The sequence below is a fragment of the Aureivirga sp. CE67 genome (assembly GCF_015767245.1).
In the GTDB taxonomy this organism is placed as follows: Bacteria; Bacteroidota; Bacteroidia; order Flavobacteriales; family Flavobacteriaceae; genus Aureivirga.
The window spans coordinates 101,711-118,377 of record NZ_JADOTV010000011.1 but is presented as its reverse complement, the minus strand read 5'-3'; the positions used below and the strand labels follow the sequence as shown (position 1 = coordinate 118,377).

13 protein-coding genes are annotated in these 16,667 nt (G+C 27.1%); 6 read left to right on the top strand and 7 right to left on the bottom strand.

The features are described from left to right. Positions 1-102: 102 nt before the first annotated feature. Complete coding sequence (locus tag I0K12_RS13630) at positions 103-900, bottom strand: hypothetical protein (protein WP_196888682.1); 798 nt, start codon at positions 898-900, stop codon at positions 103-105. 162 nt (positions 901-1,062) lie between these two features. On the opposite strand from I0K12_RS13630, the gene I0K12_RS13625 reads away from it, so the two are divergent. Beyond that, positions 1,063-1,488 (top strand): hypothetical protein, encoded by a 426-nt coding sequence (locus I0K12_RS13625; RefSeq protein WP_231372765.1) that lies wholly within the window; start codon positions 1,063-1,065, stop codon positions 1,486-1,488. Between the two features lie 4 nt (positions 1,489-1,492). Beyond that, positions 1,493-5,008 (top strand): leucine-rich repeat domain-containing protein, encoded by a 3,516-nt coding sequence (locus tag I0K12_RS13620; protein WP_196888680.1) that lies wholly within the window; start codon positions 1,493-1,495, stop codon positions 5,006-5,008. Between the two features lie 78 nt (positions 5,009-5,086). Here the strand turns inward: I0K12_RS13620 and clpB are convergent, their stop codons facing one another. Beyond that, on the bottom strand, positions 5,087-7,678 hold the full coding sequence (clpB, locus tag I0K12_RS13615; RefSeq protein WP_196888679.1) for an ATP-dependent chaperone ClpB: 2,592 nt from the start codon (positions 7,676-7,678) through the stop codon (positions 5,087-5,089). Positions 7,679-7,938: 260 nt separating this feature from the next. On the opposite strand from clpB, the gene I0K12_RS13610 reads away from it, so the two are divergent. Beyond that, positions 7,939-8,277, top strand: a complete 339-nt coding sequence (locus I0K12_RS13610; RefSeq protein ID WP_196888678.1) for a hypothetical protein — start codon at positions 7,939-7,941, stop codon at positions 8,275-8,277. Between the two features lie 45 nt (positions 8,278-8,322). Here I0K12_RS13610 and I0K12_RS13605 read toward each other — a convergent pair whose 3' ends face one another. Next, positions 8,323-10,554: a M4 family metallopeptidase gene (locus tag I0K12_RS13605; RefSeq protein ID WP_196888677.1), complete on the bottom strand. Its 2,232-nt coding sequence runs from the start codon at positions 10,552-10,554 to the stop codon at positions 8,323-8,325. Positions 10,555-10,663: 109 nt separating this feature from the next. On the opposite strand from I0K12_RS13605, the gene I0K12_RS13600 reads away from it, so the two are divergent. From I0K12_RS13600 to I0K12_RS13590, 3 genes are all read left to right on the top strand, one after another. Further along, positions 10,664-11,170, top strand: coding sequence for a GNAT family N-acetyltransferase (locus I0K12_RS13600; RefSeq protein ID WP_196888676.1), 507 nt, complete (start codon positions 10,664-10,666; stop codon positions 11,168-11,170). A 108-nt stretch (positions 11,171-11,278) separates the two neighbouring features. Next, positions 11,279-12,187, top strand: coding sequence for a helix-turn-helix domain-containing protein (locus I0K12_RS13595; RefSeq protein WP_196888675.1), 909 nt, complete (start codon positions 11,279-11,281; stop codon positions 12,185-12,187). A 139-nt stretch (positions 12,188-12,326) separates the two neighbouring features. Continuing rightward, positions 12,327-13,145, top strand: coding sequence for an SDR family oxidoreductase (locus I0K12_RS13590; RefSeq protein ID WP_196888674.1), 819 nt, complete (start codon positions 12,327-12,329; stop codon positions 13,143-13,145). 55 nt (positions 13,146-13,200) lie between these two features. Here I0K12_RS13590 and I0K12_RS13585 read toward each other — a convergent pair whose 3' ends face one another. The 4 genes from I0K12_RS13585 to I0K12_RS13570 form a co-directional block, all read right to left on the bottom strand. Next, positions 13,201-13,983 carry a hypothetical protein gene (locus tag I0K12_RS13585; protein WP_196888673.1) on the bottom strand — a complete coding sequence of 261 codons (783 nt, stop codon included), beginning with the start codon at positions 13,981-13,983 and terminating at the stop codon, positions 13,201-13,203. Beyond that, positions 13,980-14,474 carry a glycine-rich domain-containing protein gene (locus tag I0K12_RS13580; RefSeq protein ID WP_196888672.1) on the bottom strand — a complete coding sequence of 165 codons (495 nt, stop codon included), beginning with the start codon at positions 14,472-14,474 and terminating at the stop codon, positions 13,980-13,982. The genes I0K12_RS13585 and I0K12_RS13580 overlap by 4 nt, the downstream gene beginning before the upstream one ends. 49 nt (positions 14,475-14,523) lie before the next feature. Continuing rightward, positions 14,524-15,684 carry a glycosyltransferase gene (locus I0K12_RS13575; RefSeq protein WP_196888671.1) on the bottom strand — a complete coding sequence of 387 codons (1,161 nt, stop codon included), beginning with the start codon at positions 15,682-15,684 and terminating at the stop codon, positions 14,524-14,526. Between the two features lie 97 nt (positions 15,685-15,781). Then, positions 15,782-16,585 (bottom strand): DUF2268 domain-containing putative Zn-dependent protease, encoded by an 804-nt coding sequence (locus I0K12_RS13570; protein WP_196888670.1) that lies wholly within the window; start codon positions 16,583-16,585, stop codon positions 15,782-15,784. Positions 16,586-16,667 lie beyond the last annotated feature (82 nt).

Below are 16,667 nucleotides of genomic sequence, written 5' to 3'. Positions count from 1 at the left end.
CTGGTGACTCAGGCTCTTGAAGTTGTTTTTCTCTTTTTTGATTTTTTAACACACCCCTTGCCCCTCTCAAGAGGGGAATTGATTTTTAATTAATATTTCATTTTAAAACAAATCCGAATTCACAATATCTTCAATCACAAAAGAATCTGCGATAGAAAATAAAAGCATTTCTGTAAAATATAATTTCTCTGCTTTTTCTGTATTCCAAAGTTTCAAACTGATTTCTTTCACCAATTGACACATTTCTTTATAAGCTTCGTTTTGTGGAATAAATAATGATTTGTCACGGTTCAAAATAAAACGTTTATCAATTTCAGAAATCGAGTTTACTTGATAATTTTCTTTATGCTTCAAACGAATCAGAACTTTCATATCAAATGCTGACATTTTGGAATTTCTACCTTCTGGAATCGGAAAATAAATAGTTCCAGCCTTTTGAGAAAGTAAAATCCAATTTAGAGAATAGGCAACTCTCGAGTCGTAAATCAAATATTTATTTGGATTCATAAATGTACAAACCTTCGAATAACTCGCCACTCTTTTAAAAGGCGCTTTGTTTTTCTCTAAAACATCTTTTACCGTTGCAATCGTATCTTCCATTTTTGCAGCTCTGATTCCACCCCAATCTCGTACAATCCACATTCCTAATTCTTGGAAAAAAGGAAAATTATTTTGATACGATTCCAGCAAAATTGGTTGCAAAATAGCTTTTAACTGCACTTCTTTTTCATAAGGTTTTAAAGCATCTAACTCTAAAGCTTTTTCTTTGGAAATAACTCCAAGTTCTACTATTTTATATAAAGATTTCAAACTCACCGACCATTGGTAATAATCTTCTAAATCTGAAGTATATTTTTGTAAATAGTTTACAATTTTATCAATATCAAAATTCATTTTCATCTTCTATTCTATATTTCATTGTGTAAATATATTGAGATTATTTCTGGGAATAATATTTTACAACCTTTTATTTTCAAATAGACAAAACTCAATATTTAAACATAAATTATTAACATTTATATTATTCATTTTTTCAAATATTAACTATATAAAATTATATTTGTGAAAATAAAAATATTATATACAATGGAAGAAGATAAAAGAAAACATTTAGAGTTTATTCAAAACGTTATTGCGAGAATGAATTCAAATTCATTTATGATTAAAGGTTGGGTTGTAACTTTAGTTTCAGCTCTTTTTGCTCTAATAGCATCTGGAAAATTTGAAAAGGAATTATTTTATGTTTCTTATTTGATAATTATTCTTTTTTGGATTTTAGACGGTTATTTTCTTTCAAAAGAAAGACAGTATAGAGGTTTATATAAAACTGTTGCTAAAAAAAAGAATGATATCGATTTTAACATGAATGTTTCTGAATATAATAAAGAAAAAAACACTTGGATTTCTTCTATATTTTCTGAAACTTTCAGAGTATTTTTTGGATTATTAATAATAATTACATCTATCATTTACTCATTCATAAATTAAAATAATGTCATTACCAAAAATTACACATATAACTTCTAAAAGAAGATTATGGATTATTTCAAATAATAATAATTTAAACTCATTTTTTTATATACCTGATTTATTTTCTAAAAATAAAGACTTTGAATTTAAGGTATTAGAAAGTAATCATGAAAATAACATTAGATTAAAAGAAAAATGGAGAATTGATTTTTCTTTATCAACAACTGATTTTGATGTTTATTTTGAAAGCTTTGATAGATTAAGTGAAGAATATATTAATAATCATGATTTAATATTTATTATAGATGGAAATAATTATTTATTAGAAAACGAATCATTTTTACTAGACAAAAAAATTAATCTTAATAACACAATTGTATTTTCTCACAATAATGAAAAAGATACTAACATATCTTTTAAAATAAATTCTTTTTATAAAAACAAATTAAGAGAAGTTATTTCAATCAATTTATTTGATGAACATAGTGTATTATTTAAGAAAAGATTATTTAAAATCATTTTCAATCATTTCAGTGATTATTTATCAAAAATTAGACAATTTATTCAAGTATGTATTGACAATAAAGGAACATACTTACCTCTCTCTAGTTGCAATTTAACAAGTCTTTATGAAATCCCTGAAATATTTGAAACAAAACATTTTTTAGAAGAACTTCAGCTGTGTAATGAAAGTGCTAAATATGAAAATAACAAATGGACACACAATAAAATAGGAAATTTTCAAGAAATAAATATGTTAGGTGGTAATATTCCAGAAGAAATTAAAAATCTATCTAAACTTAAAAAATTACATTTAGGAGGTGATTGGAAAAATAAAGACTGGAATAAATTCAATTTTCAAAATATTGAAGTTTTAAATGGTCTTGAAAACCTAGAATATTTAAATATTAGCAATAACGAATTAGAAAAAATTCCAAGTTTTGAAGGGTTACAAAAACTTAAAACACTTTATTTAAATAACAATAATATTAAAAATTTAGATTTTAATTCTACAATGGAAAAATTGGAGGAATTAAATTTAAGTAGCAATCAAATTGAAAATTTAGATTTTGTAAAATTTATACCTAATGTAAAAACACTAGATTTACATAGCAATAAAATAAAGGATGTTAAACCTTTAATCGATTTGATTTATAAAATTGGAATTAAAAACTCTAGATGGAATATTAATACTATTAATATCGCTGATAATTTGTTAGATAATTTCACGTCAAGTTTAATTGATAAAAGCTCAAAACATATCTTACAGCAATTAAATGAAATTTCTAATCTAAAAGAAGAAGAAATCAATAATATTAGAGAAATTAAAGTTATATTAATAGGAAATAGTGAAGTAGGTAAATCAACATTAGCAAATTATCTTAAAAACAAAAAATATAAAAAAGATATTGAAACTACTTTATGGTTAGAAGAATTCCAAATAAAATTAAAAATTCCTAAAAAAAATATTGAATATCAAATAAACCTCTTTGATATTGGTGGCCATGATTTTTACCATGACACACATCATTTAATCTATAGTCCAAATTCTATTTTCATACTTCTATGGGATAAAAAAACACATAAATATAATGATAGTAGACCTTTAAAACAGAAATATAAAGGCAAAATAAAAGAATCATTTACTGTTGACTTCCCTTTAGAATATTGGCTCGATTCTATTCTCTATTATTTCAAAAAGAAAGAATTTCAAACTAATATAGCTCTTTATGATTATGATAAAATAACAAATGAAGAAAAAGGAGTTAATAAAATAACAGATGTTAAATCTAAAATTAAATCTAATACACTTGTAGTTCAAAACAAAGTCTCATCTATTAAAAATATTCTACATCTAAATCATTCAGAATTATTTGATAAGTTTCCTTTTATTTTTGATTTTACAAACTTCTCTATAAAAAATTACAGAAATACAAATCATTTTAAAGACTTATTATTTCAAAATATTAATCATCTTGAAATAAGTTCAACACCAATTCAAAACTATTATAATACTTTAAAAAATAGAATATTAAAAAGTAACAAAATTATTGTTGATAAAAATGAGTTTATTTTATTATGCAAGGAAAATAAATCTGATATTACAAATGAACAAATAGAAAATTTCATTGTCTATTTGTTAGATTTAAGTGTAATTATTCATTTTTTTGATAATAATAGAACTTTAAATTTATATAAAGGTTTAAAAAATATTTCGACAAGAATTCAATTAGACAAAATTATCCTCAATAAAAAAAGTTTAAAATTAAATATTTCATTTAATGATAGATTCGTTATCAAAAGGAGTACAATCTTAAGTATTTTACAAAAAACAATAGAATATTTCCCTGAATATAATGGAGTTATTAAAGAAAATAATTTAAAAGAAATCTTAAATTCAAATATTGGTATATATTCAAATAAAATCAATTATACTGATTTAATAGTATTTTTAATTGATAAAAAAATATTATTCAAACAACCTAATACTAAAAACTTTATAGCTCCTTTATATTTACCAAAAGAACCAGATGATTCTATTAATATGTTTTTAGACGAAGAAAAATTCCCAAATGTTAAATATAAATATGAAGGATATATACATAAAAGTTTCATATTTGATATATTTAACAAGTTTAAAAATGAAATTAGCCACTATTTTTGGAAAAACGGAATTCTTTTAAAAAGAAATATAGAAATAATATTAATTAAGTTTATAATATCTGAAAATGGATGTTTTGTTGATATATATAAACAAAACAATAATAAATCTAATGATTTTTTCAATTCCATTATTGATTATATTGAAGATGAAAGTGTTTTTTATGATTACACTAAATTAGTTCCAAATATACATAACGAATTTGCTCCATTAGAAGAAATTTTAAAATATCAAAAACAAAATATTTTAAATTTTAAGTATGATAATAAAAACTTAAAATTAAGCGATTTCAAAAAACATTTATCACAAAAAAATAAAATGAAAAAGATATTTATTTCTTACTCAAAACAAGATTTAAAATATATACATGAATTTAAAAAGCATTTGAGTGCACTTCATCTAAATGGAAAAGTATCCGATTGGTATTGTAGTGAATTAGAAGCAGGTTCAGAATGGAGTGCTGAAATTAAAAAACATTTTGATGAATCTGATATTATTTGCTTTATGGTTAGCCCTAATTTTATGAATACACCTTATATTCAAGAATATGAAATTAAACCAGCCTTTGAAAGATATAAAAAAGATAAAAGTTTTAGGATTGTTCCAATATTTTTAGATTACTGTCAATGGAGAACAGAGGAATTTAATCTAAGTAAATTTACAGGTTTACCATATACTGCTAAACCTATTGCAGATTTCAACAATAAAAACATTGCTTGGTATATAATTTCTGAATGTTTAAGAATCGTAATAGAACAAGATAATATATCTATGGAAAATGAAAATCATATTTATACAAATAATAAACTACCAAAAGATATTTTATCAATATACGAAAGACTAATCGAAGGAAAACTTGATAACAATTCAATATAATAAACAAAAAAAGAGGTCATTAAAAACGACCTCTTTTCCCAAACTTAACTAAAAACTATTACTTAATATATCTCTCTTTTACTCTACATTTCTAAAAACCAATTTATCATCAAAAGCATCTAACATAATTTTACTTTCGCCAGTTACTTTTCCAGCTAAAATCTCTTTAGAAAGTTCATTTAAAACTTCTCGTTGAATCACTCTTTTTACAGGTCTTGCTCCATATTGCGGATCAAATCCTTTTTCAGAAAGCGATTTTAAAGCTTCATCACTTACTTCAAGCTTAATATTCTTCTGCGCTAAAAGTTTCGAAACTCCTTTTAATTGCAATCCAACAATCTCCGAAATTTCATTTTCATTTAATGGCGTAAACATAATCACCTCATCAATTCTGTTTAAGAACTCTGGGCGAATTCGCTGTTTCAACAATCCTAAAACTTCTATTTTTGTAGATTCTGTAACAGCTTCACGCTTATTCATATCTAAATCTTCAAAGTTTTCTTGAATGATTTCAGCTCCCATGTTCGATGTCATAATGATAATCGTGTTTCTGAAATCCGCCAATCTTCCTTTGTTATCTGTCAATCTTCCTTCGTCTAAAACTTGTAATAAAATATTAAACGTGTCCGGATGCGCTTTTTCAATCTCATCTAGAAGAACCACAGAATAAGGTTTTCTACGAACAGCTTCCGTCAATTGTCCACCTTCATCATAACCAACATACCCTGGAGGCGCTCCAACCAATCTGCTCACCGCATGTCTTTCTTGATATTCACTCATATCAATTCTTGTCAATGCATTTTCATCATCAAAAAGATATTCTGCAAGCGCTTTTGCCAACTCCGTCTTCCCAACTCCTGTTGTTCCAAGGAATAAGAAAGAACCTATCGGACGTTTATTATCTTGTAATCCAGCTCTAGAACGACGAACAGCATCCGAAACAGCAACAATTGCTTCTTCCTGCCCTACTACTCTTTTATGTAATTCTACTTCCAGATTTAAAAGCTTTTCTCGCTCACTTTGCAACATTTTCTGTACAGGAATTCCAGTCCATTTTGCTACAACCTCAGCAATATCATCTGCTGTAACTTCTTCTTTTATCAAAGCTTTCTCTTGATTTTCTTGTAAATCTTTCTGAAGCTTTTCTAATTTTTCTTGTTCTTCTTTAATCTTACCATAACGAAGCTCTGCAACTTTACCGTAATTTCCTTCACGCTCTGCTTTTTCTGCTTCTAATTTGTAATGTTCAATTTCTTCTTTTGCAGCCTGAATTTGATCAATTACATCTTTTTCGCTTTTCCACTTTGCATTGATGGTATTACGTTTTTCTTTCAGATTTGCCAATTCTTCTTGTAAACTAGAAAGTTTCTTCGAATCATTTTCTCTTTTGATTGCTTCAATTTCAATCTCAATCTGCATGATTTTACGATCTAGAACATCTAATTCTTCTGGTTTAGAATTGATTTCCATACGCATTTTTGCAGCAGATTCATCCATTAAATCAATTGCTTTATCTGGTAAAAATCGATTCGTAATATATCTTTGCGAAAGTTCAACCGCAGCAATAATTGCCTCATCTTTGATTCGAACTTTATGATGCGTTTCATATTTATCTTTAATTCCTCTCAAAATTGAAATCGCACTTTCTACATCTGGTTCGTCTACAGTAACTTTCTGGAAACGTCTTTCAAGCGCTTTATCTTTTTCAAAATATTTCTGATATTCATCCAAAGTTGTTGCTCCAATTGCTCTCAGTTCTCCTCTTGCTAAAGCAGGTTTTAGAATATTCGCAGCATCCATTGCTCCTTGTCCACCTCCTGCTCCAACTAATGTATGAATCTCATCGATGAAAAGAACAATATCTCCTTCCGCAGAAGTTACCTCTTTTACAACAGCTTTCAGACGCTCTTCAAATTCTCCTTTATATTTTGCACCAGCAATCAGAGCTCCCATATCTAAAGAATAAATTTGCTTATCCTTTAAATTTTCTGGAACATCTCCTTTTACAATTCTGTGAGCTAATCCTTCTGCAATTGCTGTTTTACCAACTCCTGGCTCACCAATCAGCATTGGATTATTTTTTGTTCTTCTAGAAAGAATTTGTAAAATTCTACGAATCTCTTCATCTCTTCCAATTACTGGATCCAATTTTCCGTCAATTGCAAGTTGATTCAAATTTTTAGCATATTTACTTAAAGAATTATACGATTCTTCTGCACTTTGTGAATGTACATTCGAACCTTTACGCAATTCTTGAATTGCAGCTTCTAAGTCTTTTTTTGTAACTCCCTGATCTTTTAAAATCTGAGAAGTTGTATCTTTTGTATCTAAAATTGCTAAAATTAAATGCTCGATAGTTACAAACTCATCGTTCATTTTTTTAGCGATTATCGAAGCTTCGGTCAATGTTTTATTTGCTTCTCTAGAAAGCATAACTTGTCCTCCAGAAACTTTCGGATAATTTTGAATTGTATTATCTAATATTTGATTTAAAAGTGTAACGTTTACATTTAGTTTTTTAAACAAAAATGTTGTTACATTCTCATCCACTTCCAAAATTGCTTTTAGAATGTGTGCATTTTCTATTTGTTGTTGTCCATTCTCTTGCGTCAATAATTGCGCTCTTTGAATGGCTTCTTGTGATTTGATTGTATAATTATTAAAATTCATAGTCCGTGTTTTTATTCGAAACAACTTAGTCAAATAGTATTCCTACTTAAAATTACAAACTAAACAAGTCAATTTGTCTTGAAGATTCGTTAATATTATGACAAAATGACTTTAAATTTTATTTTTGAATGAAAAAATTACAAATACTTAAAAAATGAAGTGAAATAATTTGGAGTAAGTTAAAAGAAAAACATCTCTTTAATATACTTTTTTAATAAATATACAGCACTTCTGTATCTTTGTGGATATTTATATTTGAAATGAAATTAGAACAATTAGAGGGAAAATACTTATTAGAAGGAAGTAATCAAGACGGAACTAACAGCAGCTACAAAGGAATTCTTACATTAAAACTAGATGAGACAAGAAGAGTTCAAGCACATTGGCAAATTGGAGAACAAGAACAGTTTGGTGAAGGATTTTTTAAGAATAATATTTTAGTTATCAATTTCCATTATTTTGGAGAAGATCTTTTGGTTTATAAAGGAACTGTTGTGTACCATTGTTTAACTAAAGATATATTAGATGGTTTTTGGTCCGAAGAATATGGAAACCCGTTATATTTAGGAGGAGAACGTTGTACAAGAATTAAAGAATAATGAAAAACCGAGATCGATAATCTCGGTTTTTTTAAAATCATATTTTTATTTAACTAAAATTTTCTTTGAAAACTTTTGAGATTTACTCTTAAATAAAATATGATAAACTCCACATGAAATATTATCTAAATTGATTGTATTTTTTCCTGATTCTAAATTTTTATTTGAAATAACTTCCTTACCATATAAATCAATAATTTTATATGTTACCACTTCATTAATCTCTGAATATATATTTAGCTTATCTTCCACAGGATTTGGATATACAGTGATTTTATTTGAAAAATTATATTCTTCTGTATTTAATCCTGTATTATAACTCGCTGTCCAACCACTAAAATTTGAAGTATCATCTGTTATAAATTGAATAAACATTTTTCCTTTTCCAGGACTTGTTATAAGTTGTTCTGGAATTTCATCTCCAGAAAAAGTACCTAAAAGAGGAGCTAATGCATTTTTACCATCATAAACTTTTACAATATCTTTCCCTGATTCTGTATTAAATTCGGTAAAATTTAGAGTAATTTGATTTACATTTGGAGGAGCAATTAACCAAGTACAAGATGTATTTGGTAAATAAGTAACATAGCCATCTGATAATGTACCGCTTTCTTCTGTCAAGACAACTCCTGCCGAATTACATACATCATTCATACCTTCATAAATTCCTACTGCAAACCATGCATTATAAACAGATTGATATTGCTGAGAATCTTCACCAAACAAATCTTCCGCAGCTTGAAGTGACCCTAAAAAAGAATCGTAAAAAGTTGCATTTGGCGTAAGATATGTTGTAAGATTTCTATAAGCAATTTTCGCAGCATCTTCCATACCGATTCCCTCTACAGTAAAGGAATCATTTAAATCATTTTCGCCAGAACCACCTTCACTTAACAGATAAAACCAAAAATTTTGAACTGAACTATTTATATGAACTCCTCCATAATCAAATGGACTATTAGGATCTAGCCAATTTTCTCCATAATATGTATCAGGATATTGACCTAATTTTGGGTTTTTCATACTTCTAAAAAAACCTGGCCAAACAGTTTTTATATCTTCAGCAATTTTCCAGTCCGGATTTCCATCTGCATAAAATTCAATCATTGTTCCAAATATATCAGCAAAAGATTCATTCAAAGCACCTGATTCTCCTTGATAAATCAAACCTTCGTCTTCTAAACTACTTATTATTAAATGTGTAAATTCATGACCTACAATATCCAAAGACACAAGAGGTTTATGTGATGACCCATTCCCCATTCCATAAAATAAAAAATTATAAGGTGGTCCATAAGCACTCGCATTTAATTGCGTATTTCCAAAAGCTTCTTGATAATGAGGTGGATTTACATATTGTTTTATTTTTCCATTCTCATTATCAAACCCTATTCTATTGAATTTTTCAAGATAATAATCAAAAGCTTTTTCTGCTCCCCAGTGAACATCCATTCCTGTTTGTTGCACTCCAAACAATATCCAATTTGGAGTTGAATTTACCAAATCTTCTGCTCCAACTAAACCTGTAGTTAATAATAATTCTTCCCCATTAGATCCATCATAGGTTTCAATATTTCGTTCTTCTTCTCTTAACCTATACGAACCGTTATGCGAATCACATATAATAGTTTGAGAGTCGTTATAAGTAGTGTATGTAGTTCCTTCAATATCTTCATTATAATATAAACTTTGTTTTTGAAGTAAATCTCCTGAATTTACATCCATATATACATAACACATTTCAAAAGGTTTATTCGAATCTATACGAACTTTATGTGTTAGTTTATAAGAAACTGATTCTCGATCCTGAATTCTTAAATAAACGGTTTCTATAGGATATTCTTGAATAAGTGAAGTAACTTTCAAATGATTTTTAGCTAACTCTAAAGCTTTATTCTTTGAAATTTTCATAGTGGAATTAGCTTCTTTTAAATCATAAATATTACCATTTATTGAATTTAGAATTCCGTTTTTAATATGTAATTTCAAAATTCCATGCTCGATTTTTACGCCATGAAAATATTCTTGATAATTTTGATGTATAAAACCTAGTTTATCTTGTTTCTCTGAAGTTAATTGAAAACTATAATCATCCGATAAATGAAATATTTGATTAATATTCTGAAGAAATTCTGTTGGGGGAATTTTTCTTTTGTTAATCTTATGATTAAAACTTCCATTAAATGTTTTGATATTAAAATTCTCAAATTTTGAGACTGTTTGAGAACTTGATATAAAAGGTAGACATAAAATAATTAAAAGTATTTTTGTTTTCATCAAGTCTATTTTTAAGTATACAATATTTTAACAAATTGATTATCAAAAATCAAACCAAAACAACGTTTTTAATAAAAATAATTATCTAAAAAAAGAATATATTTATCCAATGAATTTTACTTTTAAACAAATAGAAAAAGAAGAACTAAATCTAGTCCTAGAATTATTTAAAGAATCTGCGGAAAAAATTGATAAAAAGAATGTGGATCATTGGCAATATTGGAAAAATCCACCGAAAGAAAAAATAAATTGGGTAGTTGAAGGAATTTATCAAAAAGAATTTTTCTTTATTTACGATTCAATGCAGCAAAATATCGGAATGGTTAGAATTATGAACGAAGATTTATTGTATTGGGGAAAACAAATTGAAAAAGCAAAATACATACATTCTTTTGTAATCAGAGAAGAATTTAATGGAAAAGGATTTGGTCAAAAAATTATTGAATCCATCGAATTTTTAGCTACAAAAGAGAACTGTAAATACTTAAGATTAGATGCAGATTCTAAAAACCCAAAACTTTGTAATTATTATGAAAATTTAGGTTTTCAAAAAGTTGGAGAGAAAAAACTTCCACTTTCTATTTACAATCTTTATGAAAAGGAATTAAAAAAATAAAATATTCTTTAAAATATCTTTCTGTAATTTGTGTAATCATAAAAGTGATTTGTGTTTTAAAAAATCATCGAAAAGCAAGAAATTTGTAAGATGCAAAAAAGAAGGATTATGTCAAATGAAATTTTAAGAATCGATTCGATCACGCAAATGCATGAAATTTTCGATTATGAGAAACCAAAGCATCCGTTGATTACGATTATTGATGTTTCTAAACTGAAAATAACCAAAGAAATGGTGAATGTAAAAGTAACTTTAGACTTATATTATATCGGTCTGAAAAGTGCTTCTTGCGGAATTCAATATGGAAGAGGAAATTATGATTTTGAAGAAGGAGTTTTAGTTTTCACTTCTCCAGGTCAGGTGGTTTCTGCAAAATCTGAAATGGAATTTGATACAGAAAATGGTTGGATGCTTTACTTTCATCCCGATTTGATTAGAGGAACACATCTTGGAGATCATATCGATGAGTTTTCTTTTTTCTCTTATGAAGCAAATGAAGCGCTGCATTTATCGGATAAAGAAAAGAAGATTTTGACGGATTGTGTGGAGAATATTAAAGAAGAATATAATGAGCGAATTGATAATCATAGCCAGCGAGTAATTGTTTCTTCATTAGAGCTTTTATTTAATTATTGTTTGCGTTTTTATGAAAGGCAATTCAATACGAGAGCTACACAAAATAAATCCATTGTTTCGGAAGTGGAATCTATGTTGAAAAACTATTATAAATCTGGTTTATTGGCTGAAAAAGGAATTCCTTCCGTGCATTATTTAGCTGATAAAGTAAATCTTTCGGATAATTATTTAAGTGATTTATTAAAAAAAGAAACAGGAAAAAGTGCAAAAGACCATATCAATGATTTTCTGATTGATAAAGCCAAGCATCTTTTACTTTCTACAGAAGATTCGGTTTCTGAAATTGCATTTTTACTTGGTTTTAATTATCCTCACTATTTCAGTAGACTTTTTAAAACGAAAACTGGAATTTCGCCAAATAAATATAGAGAGTTGAATTAAACAAAAAAACAAGTTCCTTTAGTCTAATAAAAAAATTAAAAACACGTTTTGTGTTCAACTATCCGTGTTTTGTGTTCAAAAAAAGAATTTGGCTGCAATAATTTTGTCTTATCAATTAATAATTAAAAAAATAATCAAAATGAATAAGGCAATTTTAATTACAGGTTGTTCAAGTGGAATCGGACGAGCGACTGCAAAATATTTTCAAGAAAAAGGTTGGAATGTAATTGCGACAATTAGAACAAATCCAGAGGAAGATGTAGAATTAAATAGTTTAGAAAATGTTTTCGTTTCTAAAATGGATGTTACCAAACTTGAAACGATAGAAAAAACAGTAAAAGATGGAATTGATAAATTTGGTAAAATTGATGTTTTATTAAATAATGCAGGATACGGTTCTTACGGATTATTAGAAGCTTCATCTGAAGAAAAAATTAGACGACAAATGGAAGTAAATATAATTGGACCTCTAATGGTTATAAAAGAATTACTACCTCATTTTAGACAAAATAAATCTGGTATCATTATGAATGTTTCTTCTATGGGAGGAAAAATAACTTTTCCATTAGGAACGCTTTATCATGGATCAAAATTCGCTGTTGAAGGAATGTCGGAAGCCCTTTCTTATGAATTAGATGCAATTGGTGTTAAGGTAAAATTAATCGAACCAGGAGTTATTAATACAAATTTCGCTACTACTTCTTTTGATTTAAATCTGGATGAAAGCTTAGAAGAATATCAAGAATTTACTACGAAAATATTAACAGCTTTTGGTGGTTTAGGTTCTAGTAGCTCAGAAGCAGAATTGGTTGCAGAAACGATATTCAAAGCTGCAATGGACGAATCTGATCAAATGAGATATGTAGTTGGGAACGATGCTGAGCAACTTATAGACGCAAGAAAAAAAATGGATGACTCGACTTACATGAATATGATGAAAAGTCAGTTTGATTTGTAATATGTTTTTAAATCCAAAAACTCTCTAATAGAAATTAGAGAGTTTTTTTATAATTTTAACCACCACAGCCTCCGCAACCTGAACAGCCTCCACATCCAGCACTAACGCAACCTCCACTGGAACATCCAGCTGAAAAATAAATTCCAACATTTTTATATGTTATAGCATTTAACGAAGTAAAAAGTAAATCAATATCTATATTTCCAAGATTAGAGTCAACAGAATTTAAGCTAATGAATTCGTGAAAATTATTTAATAATTCTTGATCAAAATCTTCGATAAGTAAAATATTTGCACCAACTAACAAACAAGCTGCCAAATCATCAGAAACATGATCTTTTGGATTTTTAATGATTTTCTCTAATCTTTTAAGTTCTCTATCTATAATTTCAGATTTTTTAAAACCATCATTAGTTCTTATAAAATAAGAGTATAATCCAAATAAATTAATTTTAAACGATCCAAAATACTTTTTCAAGTTTTCAGATTCTTGAATTTCAGACTTAAAGTCCACATCAGAATCTATACCTTTATGAATTGCTTTTAAATAAGAACGAATTTGCATTTTCTCAAAATATTCATCATCAAAATATTTTAAAAACCTTCTTTCATAGCTTAAACTTTTATAATTTTCAAAATTTACACCTCTTTTCACATATACATAATTTCTTACATATTTATCAGACGGATGACTTTTTCTACTTACAATTTTAATTTCTAAAACTCCTTTGTATACTAAATCGATCAAAGTATATTTCAATAAATCTTTTAGAGATACTTTGTTCGGATTCATTAAGAAAAGGGTTTCTGTACTATTTAACTCTTTTAATAACTTCATTTTTTTTCAAATATTTTTTTTGGAACAACCCAGTTCTTATGCATATTCACTCTTACAAAATGTATATAATGAAAACGATCCTGACTGCTTGGCCAAATATCTATTGGTGGTTCAAATTTAAAAACCTCTCGATATCTCTCTTTCGTTTCTTCATATAAATCTGTAAAATGCTCTTTTTCATTTTTGCCTTTTGTTGGGCCATGATGTATTTCTCTTTTCAAAATTTCTTTACACATTTCTGTCCAATAAGAATATGTGTACAACAAATGTAAATGCCAAACTTGATCCACTTCATCTGACGGTGCTAGATGAAAATCCGAAATACAAACCAGAAAAATAAATTTTTTATATTCTAAAATAGCACGAATTGCAAAATCATAAGTCCAATTATTTTCACGGCAAAGTTTATCTGTAAAATTGTAATCTGAATCTGGATCATCTAATTCAAAATCTACAATTTTCTTCCATAGATCTTTTTCTTCTTTTGTCATTTTTAGTATTTAGAGAACAAAAATAACATTTAAAAAATATATTAAAAATCTAAGCTAATTTTACAATCTTAGGTTTTGGTTTTCTCCAAACTTGTAATAATTTTTCACTTCCTTTAGAAATATCAACATCTTGTACTAAATTAGAGCAATTTTGCTGTAATTTAGTATAAGATTCTTGTGAAACTTCTTCTCTAAAATCTTTTAGCCAAGTAGGATTTTTAAAACAATCATAAGTATATCCAGAATTATATTTTTCGATTAATTTACTCGGAACAGAATTATTAAAGCCAATAGACGGAACATTCTGTGTTGCAGCTTCTAACAAAGTCATATTTAAAGTATCTGTTGCACTTGGAATTACATTAAAATCCAACTCTTGTATTTGTTTAAAAAGTGCTTTTCCTTTCAAGAAACCGGTTACTTCTAACTCAGAATTTTCATTAATATATGTTGTCATTGGGCCATCACCAATAAAAACAAATCGGATATTATTTTTCTTAAATGAAGATTCTAATTTTACAATTTGTTCAATATTTTTTTCTTTAGCCAATCGACCAATATATCCAAAAGTGATCGTTTTTTCTTGATTGATATCTTTCGTGTTATTTTGATTGTATGCTAAAAACTTTTGGGTAGGAATAAATTCTGTAACAGGTATATATTTTTTATCCTTCAAAAAAGTACTTAAATATTCTTTTGATTCTTCAGTGTGATAAAAAATTTCTTTACAATTTCCATACACTTTTTGATCAATTTTTTTAAAAATATTATAAGCCATATTTTTGAGAAAAGGAAAACTATTTGGCATATATTTTCTAGCAAACAAAGGCATAAAAGTATGATAAAAACCTGTAGTATGAATTCCTCTTTTCTTTGCAACATTCGCAAAATAAACCCCCATCATTCCTGGAGTAGCAAGATGAATAATATCTATATCTCCAAATTTATTTTTCAAAAAAGAATACCATTTAAATCTTGGTACTCCCTGCGTAATATCTTTATAAAAAGGAATTTTTAGTTTAAATTTTAATGCTAAACCACATTCAATAATATTTTGTTCTAAATAGTTAATTTCGTATTCTTTACTTGGGTAAACAAAAATAAAATTGATATCTTTTTGCTTCTTAAACTCTTCTAATAAATTAAGATAAATTGTAGAAATCCCATTCACTAAAGTCCACGTATCATTCACTATCACAACATTTCTCATAAAACACAACTTACTGATTTACATTAATTTAACAAACTTTAAGTTACGTTTTTATTCAACAAAAAATTATGCTCTAATATTAAATTTTTGTTTAAAATTATTCAATTTCTATAATCTTACTTTTCCTTAAAACTTCCATTGGTTTCATCTGATAAATATCTCGCCAAGAGTCTTCACCATGAATTTTCACGTATTCTTCAATAATTCTGAAACCTATATAATATCCCAAAGCTCCAGGATAAATATTTAAATAATGATGTTCTCTATCCGTCAATTGTTTTGCTTTATCCTCATCATTGGATTTGTAATTTTTCTTTAAAATATGTAGTATTCCTTTTTCAAACTTTTTACAAAACTCATATTCTTTTTTGGTAAAAATTAGTTCTTCGTAAATCGGATTTTTTTCTTTATTAAACTTATACGAAACATAGCAAGCAAATCCTTCTCCAATTATTCGATGTAAAACTTTATTTTCATCTTGTTTTAAAAAATTACTATAAATCTGATGATTGATTTCATGAGGTAACATTTTGAAGATATGGTCCAAATTTTTATTAGAATCATGTGTAAGATCAATCAGCATAGTTCCATCATCAAAACCTCCCAAATCTACTGTTCCAGATCCGAACAAAACAACCCATTTTCCATAAATCGGATAATTTGTGAAGTTTTGCATTTCTAAAGACGTTTGATACAATTGTTTTTTTACTTTTTCAATCAGATTTGAGTTGTCTTTTTTATTTGTTTGTTTTAAAATATAATCTCTTTCATAATGCATCCAATCTAGAAATTCTCTTTCATTTCCGATATACGGTTCTAGAACATTAAAGTGTGGTTTGTAGATAGAATCCAACATTAAATTACTCCAATCATGAGATTTCATTTTGGAATATTTTTTCATGAACTTTAATTGTTTTGAACTTATATCAACGATTTCAATATTGGAATTAATCTTACTGTTTATGTGAATATTTGTAGAACAA